Origin of the sequence: Cellulophaga fucicola (assembly GCF_900119145.1) — a bacterium.
Classification (GTDB): Bacteria; Bacteroidota; Bacteroidia; order Flavobacteriales; family Flavobacteriaceae; genus Cellulophaga; species Cellulophaga fucicola.
The window spans coordinates 1,122,429-1,147,959 of sequence record NZ_FPIY01000001.1; the positions used below are offsets into that span (position 1 = coordinate 1,122,429).

The following is a 25,531-nucleotide window of genomic DNA, read 5'->3' on the forward strand; positions in this document are numbered from 1 at the left end:
TAAACTTTGTTCCCTTTATTTTATGTAAATAATTCTATTTTTTATTTCATAGGCATTTATATTACTTGTGTTTTTAATAATTTGTAAAATTGTTTCTATATCCTGTGTTTTTCCCAGTACTCCTTTAAAATTAATATTCTCTAGCTTTTTGTTTTCAAAAACTACATCTACATCATACCATCTAGATAGTACTTTCATTATTTCTTTTAAAGACTTATTTTTAAAGTTAAAATGACCCTGTCTCCAAGCAATTTCATTTTCTACATTAACATTATAAACTTCTACTTTTTGAGCAATACCATTGGCTATTACAGCTTGTTGTCCTGGCAGCATGTCTGCATTATAAGCTCCGTTTTCTAAAACAATATGTCCCTCTACCAGAGTAGAATAAATAAAAGATTCATCTTTATAAGCTTTAATGTTAAATTCAGTTCCTAAAACAGCAATGTTTTGTTGGTTTGTTATTACATTAAAACCATCTCCATTATGATTTTCACTAGAAGAAACATCAAAATAAGCTTCTCCATATACTAATTCTACAGATCTAGGTTCACCTTCTATAAAATGAACAGGATATTTTAACTTAGACTCAGAGTTTAACCAAACCTTTGTGCCATCTGCTAATTGCAAGGCAAACTCCCCGCCTCTTGGTATTGTTAATGAGTTATAAATTAATTTATCTTTTTTACCTTCACTAGATACGTAAGTAAGTTCTTCTCCATTACTTGTTGCAGTACCTAAATTTACTTTTTTACCGTTTTCTAAAACTATTAAAGATCCGTCTTCTAAAGAAAGTGTTGCTTTAGTAGAACCAGCCTCTATTTTATTAGCTACAACAGTAGGTGCAACAGTTGTTTTGTTTAATAAAGAAGATTTAAAAAACAATGCTGTAATTAATACTCCTGCAAACATAGCCGCCGCCGCATACTTTACTAGCTTAATAACTTTTGCTGTTCTTACCTCTCTTTTATGATCTGCAATTGCTTTTAACAATACTTGTTTTGTTTTTGTAGAGTCAAATTTTTGTAATGCAATATCTGCTGCAACATTTACTTTTATAAAATCTTCTAGAACCTTTTGGTTGTCTAAATCTTGGTTTAGTAACTTATCTAAACCTTCTAATTCTTTTTTAGACGACTCCCTTGTAAGATACTTAGCTATTAATTTATCTAGTTTTGAAACTTTTTTCTTCATTATATTTCTAACATATATATCTTAATACGTAAGCATTTTACATAACCCTAACATTTTATTAAACTTTTTTATATATTGGCAACATATTTAACCAATTATTGTCTTTTTATATGAGTCCCCCATTAAATAGCGACATTAATTTTATAAATGCATTAAAGTCTGGTGATGCTTCGGCATACAATAAATTAGTTAACAACTATCATCAAAAACTTTGTGTTTATGCCTATAACCTTGCCCACGACCGGAGCGAGGCAGAAGATATTGTCCAAAATGTTTTTATGAGAGTTTGGCGAAAGAGAGATAAGTTAAAAGCTGATTTTTCTTTACAAAGCTTTTTATACAAATCTGTTTATAACGAATTTATAGATCACTACCGTAAGCAAAAAAGTGTTTTTCCGTTAGAGAAAAAATATTTAGACGCATTTCATACCTTAGTTGAAGAAACAGATGTCTCTTCTTTTGATATTCTTATAAAAAAAGTAAAACAAGAAATACAAAATTTACCTCCAAAGTGTAAAAAAGTATTTTTATTAAGCAAACAAGAAGGTTTAACCAATATAGAGATTGCTGAATATTTAGAAATTTCTATTAAAACGGTTGAAGCACAAATTACAAAAGCCTTTTATATATTAAGAACTAAGATCAATAAAACAGATAGCAACGTCTTTTTGTATTTATCTGTTCTAAAATTAAAAAAAGTACTTCTCTTTAAAAGCTAAAAGGGTGTAACAAAACTGCTACACCCAATTAACTAAAAAACGAATTACTAAAAAACTATTTTTCTATTTCTAAAACTTCTAAGATTTTAGAAAATACTTCTGTATTTTCATAGACACCAGAAAAATTAGCAGAATATGGTCCATATGCAAATATGGGCACCATAGCTGCTGTATGGTCGTGTGTTACAAAACCTCCTTCTATTTTATGTGCTACCATATTACCTCCAGAAACACTTAAACCTCCTGTTTCGTGATCTGCTGTAATAATAACCAAGGTTTCTTTATTTTTATCTGCAAACTGTATTGCTTCTGCTATGGCTCTATCAAAATCTATTGTTTCTGCAACAACACCTTCTGTATCGTTATAATGACCAAAAGAATCTATCTGTGCAGCCTCTACCATTAAAAAGAAAGGTTTGTTTTTATTTTCTAAAAAACTGATTGCTTCTTTTGTTGTTTGGGCTAGTAAATTACCTCTACCGCTTTTTATAGATTTTACACCTCCATCAGCTAAAAAAACACCTAATTTATCTGCTTTATTTTTATTGATTTCCGAAATATTATTCACCAACGTAAACTTTTTATTCAAGGGTAGTTCTTTATATAAGTCTGCCCCACCTGCAGCAAAAAAATCTAAATCTGTATTCAGTAAATCTCTTGCTATTTTTTCTGTTTCACCCCTGTCTTTTTGTTTGGCGTAAAAGGAAGACGGAGTAGCTCCTGTTATTTGATCTGTTGTTATAATTCCGGTTGAAAAATTAGCCTTAGCTAGTATATCTACTAAAGTTGGTAGCGGTCTGCCATCTATAGCTGTACCAATTGCTCTATTATTTGTTTTTTGTCCTGTAGCAATAGCTGTACCAGCTGCTGCAGAATCTGTAATTAAATCGTCTGCAGATTGCGTTTTTATTAGTCCAACAGATTTAAGTTGTGTAAGGGTTAAGCTGCCGTTATTGGCTAAAACGGCAGCCGAAATTTGAGATAACCCCATACCGTCTCCAATCATTAAAATTACATTTTTAATTGGCTTTTTACTACCATCTAAAGCATAAGTAGGTTTGTAAACATTAGATGTAATTAAAGCTGTTGTAGTACGGTTTTTTAATGTTTTTACATAACTAACACATTTGTATGGCATATCTGTATTAATAACATCTACACCAAGATCTATAAAGGTTTTCCACGCAGTTTTAGAATCTGGTGTTGCCCAAAAACGGAAAGGTTTATTAAGTTCTTTTGCTTTTTTAATAGCAGCTGTAACCTTATCATAATCTGTATGTGTTAACCTGCCTTTACCATTCCATTCAGAATATTTTTTAAAACTAGTACTAACCATTGCTACCTTCTCCCAATCTTTAGAGTCTAGTGTATTACTAAGTTCTTGATGATCAAAAGAAATAAAATCAGGATAATTACTATATGTATTTTGCTTAGGTCTATTTCCAGATATTATAAATTGTATATTTTTATCTGTAGTAAGCTGTGGATATTTGGCTAAAACAGAAATCACTTTTTTTAAGGTTTTCTCTGCATCAGACTTAATATCTATCATTAAAATTAAAGGAGATGTACCCATCAACTTATTTTTAACTACCTGCTGTAAAGGATCTATATATAAATTTTGTAATGTATTATTCTCTATAATTTCATTCTCTGTATGTGCAACGTATAAAGCACCCTTTTTTAACCAAACGTCTGCTTCTAAAATATTAGCTCCGCTAGAAAAAGCATTCCAAAAAGGTACATTCTGCAAATAATCATTATGAGAATGAATAAGAATTTGATTCTCTTTTTGAGCAAAAGAAATCATTGAAAAAAAGCCAACGGCAAGTATGATACATTTTTTTTTAAATGCGAACATATAATTGTATTATAAAAAAGGTGCTGCTTTACCACAGCACCCTTTTTGTGTTAAAAAAAACTAATTTAAATTCTTATTTTTACCAACCTTTATTTTGTGGTATACCAGAAGATTCTATTACTGTATTTGGTATTGGCCATACGTTCATATAAGACGCATCAAAATTTCTTGCAGGCCATACTATTTCTGACGTATAAGGAGAATCTGGATTAGACCTGTCTGTATGTATACGACCATAAATAGGTTCTGCATAAGTTGTTGCTGCATCTCCCCAACGTACCAAATCAAAATGTCTGTTTGCAAATTCACCTGCTAATTCCACTCTACGCTCGTGCTTAAGATCATCCATAGTTGCATTAGTTATTGGTGCTAAACCAGCTCTATCTCTAACCATATTTAATGGTGCATCTCCGTTTTTACCATCGGCAATTAATGCTTCTGCTTTCATTAATAACACCTCTGCGTAACGCATTAATGGTACATTGTAAACTGTAGTTGGGTTATCTCCGTTTGTATTTAAATATTGTCCTATTGGGTCTTCAAACTGAAATTCGTACATATATTTATTAAACTGAAATCCAGATATAGAATTTTCAGACTGATACCTTCTATCTTCTCCAAAATATTTAAAGTCGTCACCAAAATTTAAGATAGTAACACCTCTACGTACGTCTCCTGCTTCATACTCATTATATAAACCTTCAGATGGTGTATAGTAACCCCAGCCGTTGTATTTACCCCAACCTTTGTTCTCTAACATTACACCTGTTAAAATACTACCACGGTCTACACCAGAGTTTACAGACCAAATGTACTCGCTTGTCCAGTTATTTAAATTACTGTGTAATTCTCTGTAATCTACCTCTGGATTATCTGTATCTATTAATGCTCTACCAGAACCAGAAGTTGTTACTGCATCTGCATACTTAACTACCTCTGCATTTCTAGAAGCATCATAATTAGACCAGTACAAATTAGTTTTAGCTAAATAAGCTAATGCTGCATCTTTATGAGGACGACCATAATCTGCACCGCTATAATCTGTAAATAATGGCAATAGGTCTGCCGCTTTTTTAAGATCTTCTTCAATTTGCTTGTAATTTTCTACTACAGATTCTGGTCTAGAGTACGTACCTCCTTCATTAAACATATTATCTACTGTAATAATTGGCACACCTCCATTTACATCATCACCATAAGTATGTGCAACCCAGAAATAGCTAAAGGCACGCATAAAATAAGCTTCCCCTAAGACACGGTTTTTTGTGCTTTCTGATATTTCCATTTCTGGAACATTTAATAAAATATCATTAGCACGTCTAATAATATTATAACATTTAGCATAACAAGTAGAGGTGTAACTACCCTCACTACCATCTATATTAAAATCTTTAATAACGTCTGCCGTTGCTTTAATACGACCAGTTATCATATCATCGGATGCATTAATGTACCAGAAAAAACCTCTACCAAACATTTCTTGGTCTCCCATTAATTGGTATAAACCGTTTGCTGCTTGTACAGCATCCGAATCTGTTTTCCAGAAACTTTCATTAGATACTTTTCCTAGCGGTTCTAGGTTTGTAAAATCGTCTGAGCAAGAGGTTAGGTTTAAGCCTAAAACACCCAATGCAATTAATCCTAATTTTTTATATGTATTTTTCATTGTATTCTTTGTTTTGTGTGATTATAATGACAACAATAACCCTAATGTAAATGTCTTAGCTACTGGATATTTAGCAATATCTAAACCTTTACCACCAACTTCTGGGTCTAAACCAGAGTAGTTTGTAAATGTTACCAAGTTTTCTCCTGACACATACATTCTTAATGATGATCCTTGCGACAACTTATCCATAACTTTATTGCTAAAAGTATAACCTAGAGATATATTTTTAATACGTACATAAGAAGCATCTTCTAAATACCAGCTAGATGCTGTACCAAAGTTTTTATTATCATCTTTTGTAGAAATAATTGGTATAGATGCATTTGTGTTTGTTGGCGACCAAGCATCTAATACTCTGTTATCTAAGTTGTAACCAGACAAGGCTGCGTTATATGTTGTAAACTTATAACCGTTAAAGGCTTTTACACCACCTACACCTTGTAAAATTATACCTAAATCGAACCCTTTATAATCTAAGTTTGCTCCTAAATTATAGGTTATTTTTGGTTGATAAGAATCGAAATACACACGATCTTCTGATCCTATTTTACCGTCGTTATTGGTATCTTGAAATTTAAAATCTCCTGGTTGTGCATTAGGCTGAATTAAGTTGCCATCTTTACTATGTGCATCTATTTCTGCCTGTGTATTAAAAATTCCTAATTGCGGAATTAAATATGGGGTGTATAATGCGCCACCAACTTTTGTTTGGTAAGGTACTAATACACTTCTAACATTATCACTATGGTAAAATACATCTTGCCCTATAGATGCATAACCGTCTAAGTTCTCTAATTCGTTTTTAATAGACGTTGCATTGGCATTAATACTATAATTTAATTCGCCATTTGTATTTGTATACGTTGCAGAAACTTCTAGACCTGTATTTTTAACCTGTCCGCCATTTACATCTGCAGGATCTATACCTTGATTTACATCTGCTAAACCAGGAATAATCATACCTTTTGTAGTTTTCTCAAAATAATCTACAGTTAAACTTAAACTGTTATTAAATAAGGCTGCATCTAAACCAATATCTAAAGATTCTGATGTTTCCCATTTTAAGTTTCTGTTTGCATTTCTTTGTACATAACTACCAACAGTATCAAAATAAGCACCATTTTCTCCCATAACTACGTTACCACTAGCTACTGGCACATCAAAAGGATAATAACCTCTAATAGACTGTATATTTCCTATTTCTCCCCAAGATGCTCTAAATTTTAAATCGTTTATTGCATCTACATTAAAGAAAGATTCATTAGATATTCTCCATCCTGCAGAAACCGATGTAAAAGTATCCGTTTGGTTTTCTTCTGCTAACCTAGAAGACTCATCTGTACGTATACTACCAGAAATATAATATTTGCTTTTGTAATTATACATTACCCTACCAATTGCAGACGTTAAAGCTTCCTCAAAAGGATTGTTACTTGGTTTATTTAATAACTCTGCATTTTGTAAATACTGATTGAAAGATTCTTCTGATGAAAATCCTGTACCACGTAAAGAAATAAAATCTCCTTTTGTGTTTTGTGCTGAGTAAATTGCCGTAGCATTTAAACTATGATCGCCAAAGGTTTTGTTGTAGGTAAGTTGATTGTCCCATATCCATTTATTTTGTGTGCTATTTTCTTGCAATAATGTATTCTGACTATTGCTACGTCCTAACTCTGGAACACGTGGATAAAACTCTTTTCTTTTACTATCTCTGTAAGAATAAGAGTAGCTAGATTTAAATGATAAACCATCTAACAAATCATACTTAAAATAAACGTTTGCATTTATAAATGTACTTGGAGATTCTTTAGTTGGTCTTAATAATAATGATAATGGGTTGTAAACATCTCCATAAGCACCAGCAAACTGAGACAAACTCTCTGGAACTACACCCGCAAAACTACCATCCTCATAACGAGTTGGTGATGCAGAAGGCATATAAATAGCATTTATAATTGTACCAGAATATGGGTTATCTGTGTTTGTACCGTACGCCTCATCTCTAGAGAAATAAATATTCTCGCCTACTGTAATTTTATCGGTGATATTAAAGTCCGACTTTAACCTTAAACTATAGTTCTGAGAACTTGTGCCCTCTAAAACACCTTCTCTGTCTCTAAAAGCAAAAGATGTATAATAGTTATACTTATCTCCTGCCCCACTTAAATCTACATTTAAGTTATTTACAACTGCATCTCTAAAAATAGCATCTATCCAATTGGTACGGTTTTCTTGTCCGTAAGGATTTTGTGCTGCATCGTGGGCAGACTGTCTTGGCGTACCTGCATTATCTGCTGCTAAATTATATACTTCTGACTGTTGTTGTGCCGTTAATGGTGTTGGTAAATTAGCAGCTGTTTTTATACCTGTATAATAGTTAACACTTAACCTTGGCTTACCAACTTTACCTTTTTTAGTTTCTATAACAATTACACCAGATGCCGCTTGTGCACCATAAATTGCTGCAGATGCTGCATCTTTTAATACAGATATAGAGGCAATATCATTTGGGTTAATCTCTGGTCCGCTATATGGTAAACCATCTACAACTACTAATGGTGCTTCTGAGTTTAATGTACCAATACCTCTAATTTTAATACTAGCAGTACTTGTTGGGTCGCCACCAGAACTTAATACTGTAACACCCGCTATATTACCTTGTAAAAACTCTTTGTAGTTTGTAACAGGTCTACTTGTAATTGTCCCCACATTTGTTGCTGAACCAATTGCAGAGGTTAAATCTCCTTTTTTAGTAGAACCGTAACCAATTAATACTACTTCGTCTAAAGAATTAGTAGCCTCATCTAATCCTATAGATACTGTTTGGTTACCAGAGTAAGCAATTTCTTTGCTTGCAAAACCTAATGAAGATATTACTAACACTCCATTTTCTTCTTTTAACTCTAATAAAAAGTTACCATCAAAATCTGTTGCAGTACCTGTTGTAGTTTTACCTTTAATAGTAATTGCAGCTCCAGAAATTGGCATTCCGTCTGCGTTAGACACTACTGTTCCTTTTACTGTAACCTGCGCTAACATGGTAGATAAACACCCTAAACTGAGTGTTAGGAAAAAGTATAATTTTTTCATTTTAATATATAGTTTTTGTTTTTTTCAAATGTATAGTAAGACACTTTCTAGAGGGGGTAAAATTGTTTCAGTGAGGCGGACTTTTAGTACAAAAAAGCCTTTGTAAGCATCAAAAAAGAGGACTTTTATTACAGTAACATTTAGCTAACACACAGGTAATCCTAAGCAAACAATGACTCTTATATTTTTTGCTCTTTATATGTTTTAGGACTTACTCCAAAATGCTTTTTAAATGTGCGTCCAAAGTATTTACTATCACTATAACCACACTCAAAACCAATTTCTGAAATATTAAACTTCTTATTCTTAAGTAGATATTCTGCTTTTTGTAAACGCAAAGATGTTATTACGTCAGACGGTGATTGCCCTAAATGTTCTTTAAACAATCTGTAGCATTTAATTCTAGATATTTCTAGAATAGAGATTAGCATTTCTATATTAAACGATGGGTTTGATAGTTGTTCTTTAATTATCTCTAAACTGCGCTTTAATAATTTCTCGTTACCAGATTGCAAATCGTTTTCCTCTGTTAATATTTTAAATATCTCTTGCTGAAACTTATTATGCCCGCGCTCTAAGCTTCTGTTTATTAAAGAAGTTATTTTATTGGTAATAAAACTTTGACTAGCCGGCAATTGTATAACTACATCTATTCCAAACTCTAATGAGGTCTCTTGTAATGCATAGTTTATTTCTTCTGATATATAAACTAAAGGAACTCTATCCTTTTTAGGAATCTCTTTATATTTTTGTAAAAAATAAGCAGTTTCTTTTGTAAACCCTATTTGATAAAAAACCAAAACATCTATACGTATTTGTTTTAAGGCTGATGATAAATTGGTTACCAAATCATCAAACAAAAGATAATTATCATCATTCTTTAATAATTGATTAGCAACTTCAAAATTTGAAGCATCTGTAAATACTAGAATATTATTTTTATTAGGCGGAAGCTTTTCTTTTAGATCTAAGTGTTTCCAAGAAATAGTCTCTACAGCCTTTACATTTTGCTGCATTACTGCTACTGGTAAACTAAACTTAAAATTAAAAAGTTGTGTGTTTTCTATATTACAAGCACCATTAACATCTTTAATTAAAACCAAAAATGCTTTGTAATACGGACTGTAGTTTAAAATGTTTTTTATATTACTTTGTAAAACAACACTAGTAGAGCTGACACTAAATTCTAGTTGATTATCTACTAAGCTTACAGCTACATCTAACGTACTTTTAGCTTCAGAATACTTAATAATATCATTAAAGATATATTTAAGTAATAGTTTAAAGCGCAATAAATCTACTTCTACCCAAGCAATATTAGAATCTAACTCAGCATTAAAATTTGCATTATTTTCTTTAAATTTTTCTTGTACGTTTGTGCAAATTCCTTTTAAAATAGGAAGTAAATTAACAGATGTTAGTTTTATTTCTCCTAACTCCTTAATATGGTCTAAATAGTTCCATTCTGATACTAAATCTATTATTTTACCTGACTGTTCTACCAACTCTTTTTTTATAGAATCGTTATTTTTTATATCGTGCGACGATTTTAAAATAATAGACAATGGCTGCTGAAACTGAGATAAAACAAAGGTTTTAAATTTATCTACTTCAAAATCTTGATTCTTTAAATTATTATGCAAATTCAATAAGCTTTCTTTCTGAAGCAGAATTTCCTTGTTTTTATCGTCTAACTCCGTATTTATTTTTAGTAAATCTTCTTTTTGTTTCTCTATAAGTTTTGTTCTATTAACAATCTGTTCTTCAAGTTTTTTACGTTGTACTTTTGTTGCCTTATTACGCAGGTAAAAAAAAGCAACTGCCACACCGATAAATACGAGTAACACAAGTATAAAAAAAGTGATGGTTTGGTAAAAAGCTTTTTCAATCTGTAATGTAAAAATTTCTACGGCAGCAGCATCTTTATTCGTTTTAACTAAAAAAGTATAATTTCCAGACGCCAAATCTAAATACTGAATATTTTTTTTCCCTTTAGCTAAGACCCAATCTTTATTCTGTCCGTGTAATTTGTAATAATAACTACTATTTTTAGCTACGGGAAAAACTACTGGCGTAATGCTCACATTTATATCGTTTTTACTGTATGGTCTAGATAATATTTTAGATTCGACTTTTTTTCCATTAAATTCAACTCTCAATTTAGGTGTCTGTCTTTCAAAACTTAGAGCATTAGGATTAAAATAATTTAGGCCATTAACGCCACCAAAAAATAATAAGCCTTTGTTGTCTTTATAATAAGCGCCTTCAGAGAATTCTGGTGCCTGCCAACCTTCTTTAGGGTTAAAAGCTGTTACAACATAGCTCTGTTTATCTATAGCAGCAATACCCTTAGTGGTACTTACCCATACCTTATCTTCATTATCTAACAAACCATAAACCATATGGCTTGGTAAACCGTCTATATCTGTAATATTTTTTAGTATACCTTGTTCTTTATTGTAAATACTAATGCCCCCTAAAGAAGCTATCCAATAATTATTAGTTGCCGCATCTATATATAAAGAATAGATACTATTACCTAAGAGTCCTTCTTTTTTATTAAGCGTACTTAGTTTCCCCGTTATAAGATCTAAAAAAAAAACACCGTTTTCTTCTGTAGCAACTACAAGTTCGTTTTTATACTTTTTTATGTTTCTTATATGATAATGTTTAAGTAAATCTTGCCCTTTAAAAACTTGAAATTCATTCATTTTTAAATTATACATTGCTACACCACCCCAACAGCCAATCCACAACTGATTACTTGTATCCTCAAAAAAAGAATAACTTCTATTGTTTGGTAACTCCGGTATTTTAGAAGCCTCGAATCTTGTATACTTATTATTTTTTATTCGCAATAAACCAGCATACGTGCCTGCCCAAATGCTACCATCATTAGCCGTATAAATGCTCCTTATACGTTCCCACTCATAATTATTTTTAGATTCTTTAATTTCAAACTTTACGTAACACTCAGTAGCTTCATTATAATGGTACAAACCTCCATTGTAGTAGCCAATCCAGATATTACCATTTTCGTCTTTAGTTATAGCTCTTGTGGTTTCTACCGGTAAGTGAGGAAATTTATTAGGATGAGGAACAACAGAAGAAATTTGCTCGGACCCAGAATATGCCATACTTAAACCACCATCTTTTTGTCCCAACCATACATTACCATAAATATCCTGATTTAGAGTATTTATTTCGTTACTGTAAAGCGTATAAGGTGCGTAAGAATCGTAAGTGTAATGGTGAATTACACTGGTATTTAAGTTGTTTGTATGGTTTGGTATAATGTACAATCCGTTTTTAAAAGTAGCAAACCAAAGATTACCTTGTTTGTCTTTTAAAATATCATTAATAATAAGATCTGGATACTTATTTAATAGTATTTTTTTATAAACATTGTTCTTATTTTCTACACTTAAGGTTGATGTGTTTTTAACAAACTCACCGTTTACATATTTGTAAGCCACACCACCAACTATGACATTTAAGATACCATTACTAGACACTACAATTTTAGATGGTCTTTGTGTAAACTTAAATTGTTTAAACTCGTTATTACCTAAGTATTTACAAACAAAACCATCATTACTAAAGGTCCATATAAAACCATCCTTATCTTTTTCTATACTGGTAAGGTAATTACTTGGTAAAGATTTTGGATTATTAATATCATGTTTAAAAGTGGTAAATGTGTAACCATCAAAATAATTAAGTCCGTCCCAAGTGGCCATCCACAATCCGCCATCATTATCGTTCTCTATGTCTAAAACAGAGTTATTAGATAAACCCTGATTTGTAGTATAGTTTATAAATTTTAACTGTTGCGTGTAGCCAGAAAAACTTAGTATTAAAAATAGAATTAGAAAGTAATGTAGTGTCTTCATGCTGTTTTTACAAACAGCTAAAATACCCTGTTAAGGTCAAGTTAATATTAGGTTTAGATTAACAAAACCTTTATTTAATATTAGCATATGCACTTACAAAACAATGTTTCTAAGGAATTAAAATAGCGTGAAGTTTTTGATTATATAAAAAGGAAACGCTGATAACAAATTGCTATCAACGTTCTCCAGAAATAAAAACTAAATTAAGTTCTTGTGTAAATTTTACAAACTAAACCATTTGCAAACTTCTTGTTTTATATCTTGATCTCCTCTTTGTAAGCAGTCCCACTCATTAGTTGCTTGGTTGTACTGGTAATCTTTTTTCCAAAGGACAATCTTTTGTTGTATCTCTTTTATTGCATCACAAATAAATAATAACTCTTTATTTGTCATTAAAGGATGTAAAGACAAACGTACCCAACCTGGTTTATTAGTCAGGTCTTTACGTATAATATTACGTGTAATTTTTTTAGATTCTTTTTTATCTATATCAAATAAATAATGACCATAAGTACTAGCACAAGACCAGCCACCTCTTACTTGTATTCCAAATCTATCGTTTAATAAACGTACCAATAAATTGTAGTGTATATTTTCTACTGTAAAAGATATACACCCAATTCTAGGTACAGATATATCTCCTAAAATATGCAAGCCATTAACCTCTAAAAGATTTTTATAACTAATTTCTAAAAGTTCTTCTTCCCTTTTCTGAATTTTAGAGACATTCATTTTCTCTTTTAATCTAATAGCTAAAGCTGCTTTCATAGTTTGTAAAAAACCTGGTGTACCACCATCTTCTTTAACCTCTATATCTTCAAAATAACTATAACTACCCCAAGGATTGGTCCATTTTACATTACCACCGCCTGGAGTATCTGGACATTTAGCATTATACATTTTTTTATTAAATACTAAAACGCCGCAACTTCCTGGTCCTCCTAAAAATTTATGCGGAGAAAAAGCAATTGCATCTAAATAAGCTTCTGGATCTGCTGGGTGCATATCCATTTTTACATACGGTGCAGATGCAGCAAAATCTACCACACAGTAACCATCATGTTTATGCATTATTTTAGCCAACTCGTAATACGGAGTAATAATACCTGTAACATTAGAACAAGCAGTAAAAGCTCCTATTTTTATAGGTCTGTCTTTGTATTCTAATAACTTTTGCTCTAAGCTATTTACATCTACAAGCTTATCTTCATTACAATCTAAGATCACAACATCTGCCAAGGTTTCCATCCAAGAAACGTGGTTAGAGTGGTGCTCCATATGTGTAATAAAAACTACAGGTCTCTCAGATCTATTTGGCTTATGTTTAAAGCTTTTACGAATACCTATTATACGTTGCAATTTTACAATTGCCCCAGTCATACCAGTACCTGTTGTAACTAAAATATCATCTTCACTAGCATTAACGTGCTCCTTAATTATTTTACGTGCTAATTTATAAGCATACGTAGAGGCTTTACCTGTTTCACTAGAAAAAGAATGTGTATTGGCTACCATTGGCCCAATTTTATGTTGCATTGCATTTTCTATAGGCGTATATAATCTTCCACTAGCTATCCAATCTGCATAAACTAATTTTTGCTCGCCATATAATGTTTTAAAATAATGGTTGCTTCCTATAACTCCGCTAGAAAATTGCTGAAAATAATTCTCTAAATTTTCTTGTACTAAAACTTCTTCTTTAACATTCACAACGTTTGCATTTTAACCGTTCTTTAGTCCAATTTTTTTTTTATCTTTTAAAAAGGGCTACCCACTAAAAAATAGCCCTTTAAACAACATTCTTCCATTTTTTATTGATTGACTAATTCAAAAATTTATACTGAAAACAAAGCATAAAGAAAGGTGTTGTTATATTTTATATTATTTGTTGTTTTTACAAACAAACTATAGTTTTTTATTTTCTTAAAGGTTTATGTTCCTCTCTTTTAAGACGAAAAAAAAATAGTAAACCCTTACTTTAATAATGTTAATTTTAATTAATTGTTAATTTTAGTGACCTAAAACGTCATTATTACCAATACAATAGGTTCTTTATATTTAGATATAATTTTATTCTAATGGTAATCCTTTAGAGTCTAAAGAACCCGATTTAATAACTATTAAGTTATTTACATCTACATACTTTTTAATAGCAGCGTTTACTTGTTCTAATGTTACCGCTTCTATCTCTTTTGAATATTGATCTATATAACTAGGCTCTAATCCTCTTTGAACAAAATTTAATACTGTAGCTGCTAAACCAGATGTTGTAGCTAAACCAACTTTAAAACTACCTGTTATGTTTGTTTTTTTAGCCGCTAACTCGTCTGCCGTAACACCATCTTTAGCCCATTTTTTTATCTGTACCATTGTAGCATCTAATTCTTTTTGAAAAAGAGAAGGGTTAAACGATGCATTTACAACCCAGTAACCACCAGTATTAGTGTGTCCTGAATGTATTGCGCTTATGCTATTAGGAGTTCCCTTAAAATTTAAATGCTCTAATAAATGCTTCATTTTCATATAATGTATAGTTAATTTTTTGATGTGCTTTTTTAACCCTCTTGCACAAGAGGGTTAAAATTAGTTTGCTTTTCTAGTTTATTTTAGATTTCTAATTGATTAAATAAATCAATTAATTTAGCGTCCGAAGGTCTTGGAGCACTAGATTTAACTATGTTTTCGTTAGGGTCTAGTAAAATAAATTTAGGAATACCCATTACAAAATAGTCTTCAATAAATTCAGATTTAAAGTCGTTTCCTGTAAACAATTGTATACCTCCTAATTCTTTGTCTTTAACCATAGCTTTCCATTTGTCATAGTCTTCTTTTCTATCAACAGAAATACTAACAAATTCTATGTTTTTACCGTGGTATTGTTCTTCTACCTTTTGTAAAAAAGGAATTTCGGCTTTACAAGGACCACACCAAGTTGCCCAAATATCTATGTAAACATACTTCCCTTTTAAGTCGTTTAAAGATGTAGTACCACCAGCATAGTTCTCATAATCTACAAATTTTGGAGAAGGCTGACCTGGAGCTACTGTCTTTAATTTATTAAAACTGTTTGTCCATCTATTTTATATTGATTTATAAAGTTTGTATTTTGTATTAGCGTTAAAACCTCTTCTATTGTTTGTTTTTTATTAAAAACGCCTTTAAATTCTATATTTTCTAAGTCTTTATTTAAAAAGACAACATCTACATTATACCAGCGAGATAATGTTTTCATTATTTGTTTTAAAGACTCTCTTTTAAATGTAAATAATCCTTTTTTCCAAGATATTTCTGCAGCAACATCTATGTATTGTACTGTAACTTCACCTATACCTTGTTTTGTAACAGCTTGTTGACCTGGAGCTAAAAATGATTTTACATTTTCCTTCTCTAAAGATACTTTACCCTCTACTAAAGTGGTATAAATTTTATCTTCGTCTGTATAGGCCTTAACATTAAATTCGGTTCCAAGAACCTCTATATCTTGGTATTTAGACAATACCTTAAATCTTGCTCCTTTATGATCTGTACTAGGTGAAACATCAAAATAAGCTTCACCATATACTAACTCTACTTCTCTTACTTTACCTTCTGTAAAGTTTTCAGGATATTTTAGTTTAGAATCCGAGTTAAGCCAAACCTTAGTACCGTCTGCTAGTTGAACAAAAAACTGACCTCCTCGTGGCACTGTTAAATAATTAAAAGCAATTTCTTTAGAAGAAGACGGACTATAAACCAATTCTTCACCATTACTATTAAGATTATCTTTTTTGTAATTTTCTCCCTTTTCTAATGCTACAGAAGTACCATTTGCCAAAGTTAAAATAGCTTTATCTGTGCCGGGCAAAATTGGTTCTTGAACAACAATAGCCGGACTATCTTTAAGATCTTCTTTTACCTCTTTTGTTTTATTGATATACAAAAAGCCAGCAACAAAAATAATTGAAGCTGCAACTGCATATTTTATAAAACTATGCAAACGATTTTCTTTTGCTTTTTTAGAGTCTACAGTAAACTTTTCTGTATTGTTTAATTTAGTAACAATAGAGTTCCAAGCATATTCTGTGTTGGTTTGTTTTACAAAATTTGCTTCTTTAGCTCTTTTGTAGATAGTAACATATGAATTAAAAGTTGCTTTATTTTTATTGTCTTGGTTTATCCAATCCTCTAGCTCTTCTAATTCTTTTAAACTAATATCCTTAGCCGTATAATTAGCTATTAGTTTTAAAATATGTTTTTTTTTATTGTCCATTAAATACCTATTATATTATAGAGATAGGTAAAAACGTAAAATGGGTGACAAGAATTTAATTATTTTTTAATATAAGAGCAACAATATAATAACATCTAAAGATTTTCTAAGTTTTTTTAATGCTCTAGAATAATGTGTTTTAACCGTATTTACAGTAACTCCAAGCTGTAATGCAACTTCTTTATATTTTAAATTTTCTAAAACAATTGCTTTAAAAACTTCTTTGCTTTTTTCTGGTAAGGCTTCTATTTCTTGCAATAATTTTTTTTGAGCCTTTTCTATAGCTTCAATATCGTTCTCTTTTTCTTCAAGAATAAAACTTTCTACTACAGCATCTAATTTTTCAAAATTATAACGGTCTTTCTTTTTTAACGCCTGCAATGTATTATTCTTTACAGCTTTAAAAAGATAACTACGTATAGAACCCTCAACTTGTAAATATATTTTTTTATTCCAAATAGTAACAAAAAGATCTTGCACTATATCCTCGGAAAAATCATATGAATCAGAAAATTTTAAAGAGTAAACGCATAAAGGCATATAAAACATATCAAATAAATCTTTGAATGCTTTAGGATCTTCTTCCTTTAGGCGGTTTACTATTTCTTGTTCTCTAAGGTTCATTATTATTGGGGTTGCCTCAGTACTTATTAACTGTCAATTTTAGTGGTAAAAAGAATTTTACATCATTAAAATTATAGTCTATAAAAACCAAATATAGATGAATAGAAAATAAAAAATACTACAGATTTAAAATAATAATTAATAATATTTTTACATTTTAATAATTAAAAAATAAAACAAAACAAGTAAACATTGCTTGGCTTAAATTGATTAACAATCTTTTTATTACAAGATAAAATTAAAATATTACCAAAACTTGCCGCACTATAAAATGCATAAAAAATTAACCTCTGTATATTAGCAATAAACAGCCGTTAACCTTTGTAAAGCCTATAAAAATACTTAACAGTATTATCTTTTACAGTAAAAAAACACAACAAACCTCTATACATATACAAATCTCTGGTATTCACAACATTATTATATACTAAGGAGTGTTTTGCTAGTAAATTAGCGTTTTAATATTGAATAACTTTTTAACTAACCATTTACTTATTCATAAAGTGCACTATTTATGATGCTACATAATTCAACAATTATTTTATTAAATAAAAGAAAAGCAGTGAAAGCTATATTGCTTTTTGCTTTCTTATTCTTTGCGCAAGCATTTTATGCACAAACCTCTGGAGTATGGACAGATGCAGGTGGAGGAAAATGGACATCTATAAGTTCTGACGGTTTAGTACGTATTGAAGTTACTGTTACTGGCTATGTAGATATTCTTGGCGGCGATACTATGCTTTGTTCTCCTGATGCTTTTAGTGACCCAACTATTACAGGGACACCTTCTCTGGCTTTAGATATTGATGGTAGTAATGGTACTATTTCTTTTGAGTTTTACGATACAAGAACAAATACATTAGCAGATATACAAAAACCTATTTTACACGTTGATAAAATTGGAGCAACAGGAGGAATATTGACTAATACAACTGGTATATTTTATTTACAAGACGGATACACTTGGAATGAACTAAGTGGCACAGATAGATTTCTTTCTGACCCAACATTTTTTAGAGGCCAAAATTTATTTGAAATATTAGGTGGAAGTGGTGAATGCGGAAATACTGGAGGTGGTAGTTTACAAATAACAGATTTGACAAACACAATAAATATTAATACGGGTTTAGAAAAAAATCCAACATTAGTTGTACCTGCACCAGACCGAGACGAAGTAGAATTTGCCTTTTCTAACTTAGTAATAAATCCTTGTACTTCTGGAGCTATAATTGGTACACCTACAGATAACGATACAGATGGTGATGGTATAAATAATAGTTGCGATTTAGATGATGATAATGACGGTATTTTAGATACTGATGAAGGTAGTTGTACTCCTGTACAATCTGGCGCTTGGACTATTGCTGGTAAAACAGCTTCTTTTGATTATGGTAACGGAGTAATCGCTAATATTACCACAACAAACTCTACCAACTTTGTAAGTGGTAATTTTACAAGTCCAGCTCCAAATTTCTGGACAGAAGACTTAGCAGCTGATATTTCTCTTGCTGCTACTTATGATAGCGGAGTAACAGTTACGGTTGAGTTTGTAGATGCTGCCAACAACCCTGTTTTTGTAGATAAGCCTACGCTTCATATAGACCGTATTGGTGGTAACGATGGAAGTGATAATCAAACCTCAGCAGAAATAACCCTTTTAAATAGTTTAACGTGGTCAAAACTTGCCGGTACATTCGATTTTGTTTCTACAGGAACCACTGTAAGAGATGGCGGAACAGGTTTACCATCAGATGGTTATGACCCTGAAAGTTCTTTAAAAGATAGTGATGGTTCTGCCGCTGGAACATTACAAATTAACCAAAGGGTATCTACTTTTACTTTACAATTAGCTCAGACTTCTGCAACAGGAGTAGAAGATGAAATAGAACTTATACTTTTTGCTTGTAAGGACAGAGATTCTGATACAGATGGCGTTCCAGACTTATTAGATTTAGATTCTGATAACGATGGTATTTTTGATGTTATTGAAGCCGGACATAAACAACCGCATACAAATGGAATACTTGGCACAACTGTTAGTGACGATGGTATTTTTGATGCCTTGCAAACAACTAGTGGTGTTAATAGTGGCACTGTAGATTATACTTTAGCTGACTCAGAAACCACACCAAACGGAACACCCGATTATTTAGAATTAGATGCAGATGGCGATGGTTGTAATGACGTTTTAGAAGCAGGATTTACAGATCAGAATAACGACGGATTACTTGGTAACCTACCAACAGTTGTTAACGCTACTACTGGTGTGGTTATTAGCGATATGGTTATAGATGGTTATACTACTCCTAAGAATGCAGATAGTGGTTCTGGAAATACAGTGTTAGATTTTCAGCAACCTGGAGAAGCACCAACAATAACAAACACAGCAAACCAACCACAAGATATTTTAACCAATGGTACAAACCCAGAAACTTTTGTGGTTACTGCAACCGGACAAGCTTTAACATATCAATGGCAAATAGACCGTTTAGATGGTAATGGTTTTGTAGATATAAATGATGCTAACACTGTAGATATTTATACAGGGAGCACAACTAATACACTTACACTAACTGGAATTACAGCTAGTTATGATGGGTTTTTATATCAGGTTATTATTAATGATGAAACTTTTTCTTGTGACACTCTTACTTCTAGTAGTGCTAAAATTATTTTTGATGATACACCACCTAGCGCTCCTATTGTTGTTATTACTGAAGACATAAATAATGACGGGTTTTTAAATATAAGTGAATCTATTGGAGATGTTGATGTTACTATTACTTTACCTGCTGATGCAGTTGAAGGTGATATTTTAACCATAAACGGAACAGACCAAACTTTAACAGCTACAAATATTAGCGACGGAGAAGTTCTTGTAACATTTACTCCTCCAGCAGAGGATGGTTCTTTAACAGTTACTGCAACTATAACAGATCCTGTAGGTAATATTAGTAACCCAGGCACAGATACTGTTAACGTAAATACAGTTGCTACTTCTGCTCCTACAGTTGTTATTACTGAAGATATCAATGATGATGCTATCATAAACAATACAGAATTAGTTGGTGATATTGATGTAACTATTACGTTACCTGCTGAAGCTGTTGCTGGAGATATTTTAACCATAAACGGAAACAATCAAACTTTAACTGCGGCAGACATTACAGCAACAGAAGTAACAACTACATTCCCAAACCCTGGCGAAGGAAACACATTAACGGTAACGGCGTCTGTTACTGATACTGCTGGTAACACAAGCACAAATGGAAGCGATTCTGCTACAATAGAAACAACATCTGCTGATGCCCCTACGGTTGTAATTACAGAAGATATTAATAATGATGCTATTATAAATAGTACCGAATTATCTGGAGATATTAATGTAACTATTACATTACCTACAAATGCGGTTGTAAATGATATTCTAACTATAAATGGTACAGATCAAACTTTAACAACTACAAATATTAGTGATGGTGAAGTACTAGTAACTTTTCCAAGTCCTGGTGAAGACAATACCATAACTGTTTCAGCTACAATTACAGATGCATCAGGAAATGTAAGTACTGATGGAAGCGATTCTGCTACTGTAAATACTACGTCAACTTCTAATCCTTTAGTTCAAATAACTGAAGATATTAATAATGACGCTATTATAAACAGCACAGAATTGGTTGGTGATATTGATGTAACTATTACATTACCTGCTGAAGCTGTAGAAAACGATATTTTAACCATAAACGGAGTAAATCAAACTTTAACTGCTGCCGACATTACTGCAACAGAAGTAACAACTACATTCCCAAGCCCTGGCGAAGGAAACACATTAACAGTAACGGCTTATGTTACTGATGCTGCAGGAAATACAAGTACAAACGGAAGCGATTCTGCTACAATAGAAACTGTTGCTACCTCTGCTCCTACAGTTGTAATTACTGAAGATATTAATAATGATGGAATTATAAGTAATTCTGAGCTTTCTAGTGATATTAATGTTACTATTGGTTTACCTGCTGAAGCTGTAGAAAATGACATTTTAACTATAAACGGAACAGATCAAACTTTGACTGCTGCAGAGATTACTGCTGGTGAAGTTCTAGTAACTTTCCCAAGTCCAGGTGAGGGGAATATAATAACCGTTACCGCTACTGTAACCGATTCATCTGGAAACACAGGTCTAGAAGGAAGTGATGCTGCTTTATTAGATACTACTTCTACCCTAGCACCTACTGTATTAATTACTGAAGACACCAATAACAATGGTATTATTAATAGTACAGAGTTAGTGGATGAAATTAATGTAATTATAGACTTACCTGATGATGCTATTGTTGGTGACATTTTAACTGTAAATGGAATAAATCAAACCTTAACTAGTGCAAATATTACTGCAGATGAAGTTCTTATAAGTTTTGTTAGCCCTGGTGAAGGAAATACAATTACTGTTACTGCGTCCATAACAGATACTGCAGGAAACACCAGTGCAAACGGAAGCGATTCTGCCATAATAGAAACTGTGGCTCCTACAGCGCCTATGGTTCATATTACTGAAGATGCCAATAATGATGCAGTAATAAATAATACTGAGCTTGTCGGAGACATTAACGTAACTATTAACCTTCCTGGTGATGCTGTTGCTGGAGATATTTTAACTATAAACGGAACAGATCAAACTCTAACCGCATCAAATATTACAGCTGGTCAAATCCTTATAACTTTGCCTAATCCCGGTATGGGAAATACAATTACTGTTACTGCCTCTGTTACAGACGCATCAGGAAATACAAGTACAGAAGGGACAGATTCTGCTTTAATTGATACTACAGCAACCACAAATCCTCTAGTAGAAATAACTGAGGATATTAATAATGACGCTATTATAAATAATACTGAATTGGTGGGCGATATTGATGTAACCATTACATTACCTGCTGAAGCTGTTGTTGGAGATATTTTAACTATAAACGGAGTAAATCAAACTTTAACTGCGGCCGACATTACTGCAACAGAAGTAACAACTACATTCCCTAGCCCTGGCGAAGGAAACATATTAACAGTAACGGCTTCTGTTACTGATGCTGCGGGAAATACAAGTACTAACGGGAGCGATTCTGCTACAATAGAAACTATTGCTACTTCTGCTCCTGGAGTAGAAATAACTGAGGATACAAATAATGATGCCATAATAAATAGTACTGAGTTAATTGATAATATTAACGTAACCATTAGCATACCGCTAGATGCAGTTGTTGGTGATATTTTAACCATAAACGGAACAGATCAAACTTTAACCGCTGCAGATATTTCTGCTAAAGAAGTTCTAGTAACTTTCCTAAGCCCAGGCAATGGAAATACAATTACAGTTACAGCGTCTATAACCGATGCTTCAGGTAATACTAGCTCGGAAGGCTCTGATGCTGCTTTAATTGACACTACAGCAACCACAAATCCTTTAGTTGAAATAACTGAAGATACCAACAATGATGCTATCATAAATAGTACAGAATTAGTAGGCGATATTGATGTAACTATTACGTTACCTGCTGAAGCTGTAGCAAATGATATTTTAACCATAAACGGAGTAAATCAAACTTTAACTTCGGCAAACATTACAGCTGGTAATGTAACTACTACGTTTCCTAGTCCTGGAGAAGGTAATACTATTACAGTGACGGCTTCTGTAACGGATACTGCTGGTAATACAAGTACAAATGGCACAGATTCTGCTACAATAGATACTACTGCTCCTGTACCTACTTTAGTTATTAATGATATAACAACAGATAATGTTGTGAATAGTACAGAAGCTACATCAACCATAAATATAACTGGTACTGTTGCTGGTGAATTTAATACAGGTGATACAGTAACACTTGTTGTTAATGGTAATTTGTTTTCTAATACAATAGATGCTTCTGGTAATTTTAGTATTTCTGTTCCGGGTAGTGATCTTGCTGCTGATTCTGATACAACGGTAGATGGTAGCGTTAGTTCTACTGATTCCGCTGGTAATATTGGTACAACAACTGCTACTAAGTTTTACAATGTAGATGTTACTGCACCTACTCCAATACTAACTATAAATGATATAACAACAGATAATATTGTAAATAGTACTGAGGCTACATCAATCATAAATATAACTGGTACTGTTAGTGGTGAATTTAATACAGGCGATACAGTAACACTTGTTGTTAATGGCAATTCGTTTTCTAATACAGTTGATGCTTTGGGTAATTACAATATTAATGTTCCAGGTAGTGATCTTGCTGCTGATTCTGATACAACTGTAGATGGTAGTGTTAGTTCTTCTGATTCGGCTAGTAATATTGGTACAACTGTAGCTACTAAAATTTATAATGTAGATGTTACTGCTCCTACTCCAATACTAACAATTAATAATGTAACAACAGATAATGTTATAAATAGTACAGAGGCTACATCAACCATAAATATAACTGGTACTGTTAGTGGAGATTTTAATACAGGTGACACAGTAAGTCTTACTGTTAATGGCACTTTATATACAGACACTGTAGATGCTTCGGGTAATTACTCAATTTCTATTTCAGGTAGCGAACTTGTTACAGATACAGATTTAACTATAGATGGTAGTGTTAGTTCTACTGATACCGCTGGCAATACAAATACTATTACAACTACCAAAGTTTATAATGTAGATACTACTTTGCCAATACCTACAATAACCATAGATGACATTACAGCCGACAATACTATAAATGCTATTGAAGCCTCTGGAAATATTACAATTACGGGTACTGTTAGTGGCGAATTTAATGTGGGTGATACCGTTTCTCTTTTAATTAATGGGGTCACCAACACTGGCATTATAAACAATGTAGGTGCTTTTAGTATTGTAGTTTCTGGTTACAATTTAGCTTTAGATAGCGATACAACTGTGGATGCAAGTCTTATAACTACAGACGTTGCTGGCAATACAAATACAGTTGTAACTACTAAGATTTATAACGTACAAACGGCTACCATTACAACCCCCGCAATTACAGCTATTAGTACAGACACAAATGTTCCTGATGACGGAATTACATCTGATAATACCTTAGTAATTTTTGGAACATCTGAACCTAACAGAACTATTGATGTATTTATTGATGGTACTTTAGTTGGAACTACAACGGCAGACGCATCTGGTAACTGGACTTTAGATTATACTACTAGTATTTTAGCAGATGGTACTTACGATATTACAGCTATTGCTAGTGATGCTTTTGGTAATATTAGCTTTAGTTCTTTAGTTTTTAAAGCAGAAATAGATACGCTGGCGCCTATAGTAAATGATGCTATTACAGACAATCTTACACCAACAATAACTGGTGAAGGTTCACCTAATGAAAAATTAATTATTACAATAGATACAGATGCAGATGGTACTCCAGAAGTTACATACACCGTTACTACAGATACATCTGGCAATTTTAGCCTAAATACAAATACAGCTACACCAGATAGTGGCTCTTTACCTGTATTAGCTTTTCCTAGCACATTAGATGTTACTGCTACAGACATAGCTGGCAATACAAATACTGCTATTATTTCTATTACAAATGATTTTGATAATGACGGATTAACTAATGATGATGAAGCTGCTCTTGGTACAGATCCTAACGATGCAGATACAGATGATGATGGCGTTACAGACGGACAAGAAGTAACTGACAATACAAACCCATTAGACGATTGTGATTCTCTAAACGGTACGCCTTTAGATACATCTGATTGTGATGCTGACGGATTAACCAATGCAGAAGAAAATGCTATTGGTACAGATCCAGAAGATTCAGATACAGATAAAGATGGTATACTAGATGGTCAAGAAGTAACAGATAATACAGACCCATTAGATGCTTGTGATTCTGTTGGTGGCACACCTCCTTTAGGCGTTGCTTGCGACATTAAAATTCAGAATGAAAATATTACACCTGGGACAACAGATGGCACATTTCTAATTGTAAATATTGAAGCTTTTCCAGAAAACACCGTAGAAATATTTAACAGATGGGGTGTAAAAGTATATAGTACCAAATCTTATGATAATTCATCTAGAGCATTTACTGGTATATCTAACGGCAGAGCTGTAGTTAAATCTAGCAGCACGCTACCAACAGGTGTGTATTATTACATAATTAACTACGTAAAAAAGGGAGAGCCTAAAACTAAAAACGGGTACTTATACCTTAACTAATTGTA

Annotated in this window: 11 protein-coding genes and 1 pseudogene; 2 read left to right on the top strand and 10 right to left on the bottom strand. The window is 32.3% G+C overall.

Translation table 11 applies throughout. The features are described 5' to 3' along the window. Positions 1–15: 15 nt before the first annotated feature. Entirely contained in the window at positions 16–1,194 is a 1,179-nt protein-coding gene (locus BT107_RS04980; protein WP_072302640.1) for a FecR family protein, read from the bottom strand. A gap of 110 nt (positions 1,195–1,304) precedes the next feature. On the opposite strand from BT107_RS04980, the gene BT107_RS04985 reads away from it, so the two are divergent. Then, positions 1,305–1,913, top strand: a complete 609-nt coding sequence (locus BT107_RS04985; protein ID WP_072302641.1) for an RNA polymerase sigma factor — start codon at positions 1,305–1,307, stop codon at positions 1,911–1,913. Between the two features lie 55 nt (positions 1,914–1,968). On the opposite strand, the gene BT107_RS04990 is transcribed toward BT107_RS04985, so the two are convergent. The 9 genes and pseudogenes from BT107_RS04990 to BT107_RS05030 form a co-directional block, all read right to left on the bottom strand. Further along, a complete protein-coding gene (locus BT107_RS04990; RefSeq protein WP_244543097.1) occupies positions 1,969–3,774 on the bottom strand; it encodes an alkaline phosphatase in 1,806 nt (601 codons plus the stop codon). 79 nt (positions 3,775–3,853) lie between these two features. Next, entirely contained in the window at positions 3,854–5,440 is a 1,587-nt protein-coding gene (locus tag BT107_RS04995; protein ID WP_072302642.1) for a RagB/SusD family nutrient uptake outer membrane protein, read from the bottom strand. Between the two features lie 21 nt (positions 5,441–5,461). Further along, entirely contained in the window at positions 5,462–8,533 is a 3,072-nt protein-coding gene (locus tag BT107_RS05000; protein WP_072302643.1) for a SusC/RagA family TonB-linked outer membrane protein, read from the bottom strand. Positions 8,534–8,712: 179 nt separating this feature from the next. Continuing rightward, positions 8,713–12,426: an AraC family transcriptional regulator gene (locus tag BT107_RS05005; RefSeq protein ID WP_072302644.1), complete on the bottom strand. Its 3,714-nt coding sequence runs from the start codon at positions 12,424–12,426 to the stop codon at positions 8,713–8,715. Between the two features lie 222 nt (positions 12,427–12,648). After that, on the bottom strand, positions 12,649–14,136 hold the full coding sequence (locus tag BT107_RS05010; RefSeq protein ID WP_072302645.1) for an aminotransferase class V-fold PLP-dependent enzyme: 1,488 nt from the start codon (positions 14,134–14,136) through the stop codon (positions 12,649–12,651). Positions 14,137–14,496: 360 nt separating this feature from the next. Beyond that, positions 14,497–14,949: a M16 family metallopeptidase gene (locus tag BT107_RS05015; RefSeq protein ID WP_170854700.1), complete on the bottom strand. Its 453-nt coding sequence runs from the start codon at positions 14,947–14,949 to the stop codon at positions 14,497–14,499. An 83-nt stretch (positions 14,950–15,032) separates the two neighbouring features. Continuing rightward, a pseudogene (locus tag BT107_RS17360) lies at positions 15,033–15,452 on the bottom strand (TlpA family protein disulfide reductase); the annotation flags it as partial. A gap of 23 nt (positions 15,453–15,475) precedes the next feature. Further along, positions 15,476–16,675, bottom strand: coding sequence for a FecR family protein (locus BT107_RS05025; RefSeq protein WP_072302648.1), 1,200 nt, complete (start codon positions 16,673–16,675; stop codon positions 15,476–15,478). A 66-nt stretch (positions 16,676–16,741) separates the two neighbouring features. Then, positions 16,742–17,299, bottom strand: coding sequence for an RNA polymerase sigma-70 factor (locus tag BT107_RS05030; protein ID WP_072302649.1), 558 nt, complete (start codon positions 17,297–17,299; stop codon positions 16,742–16,744). 514 nt (positions 17,300–17,813) lie between these two features. On the opposite strand from BT107_RS05030, the gene BT107_RS05035 reads away from it, so the two are divergent. Further along, on the top strand, positions 17,814–25,526 hold the full coding sequence (locus BT107_RS05035) for an Ig-like domain-containing protein (RefSeq protein WP_072302650.1): 7,713 nt from the start codon (positions 17,814–17,816) through the stop codon (positions 25,524–25,526). Positions 25,527–25,531 lie beyond the last annotated feature (5 nt).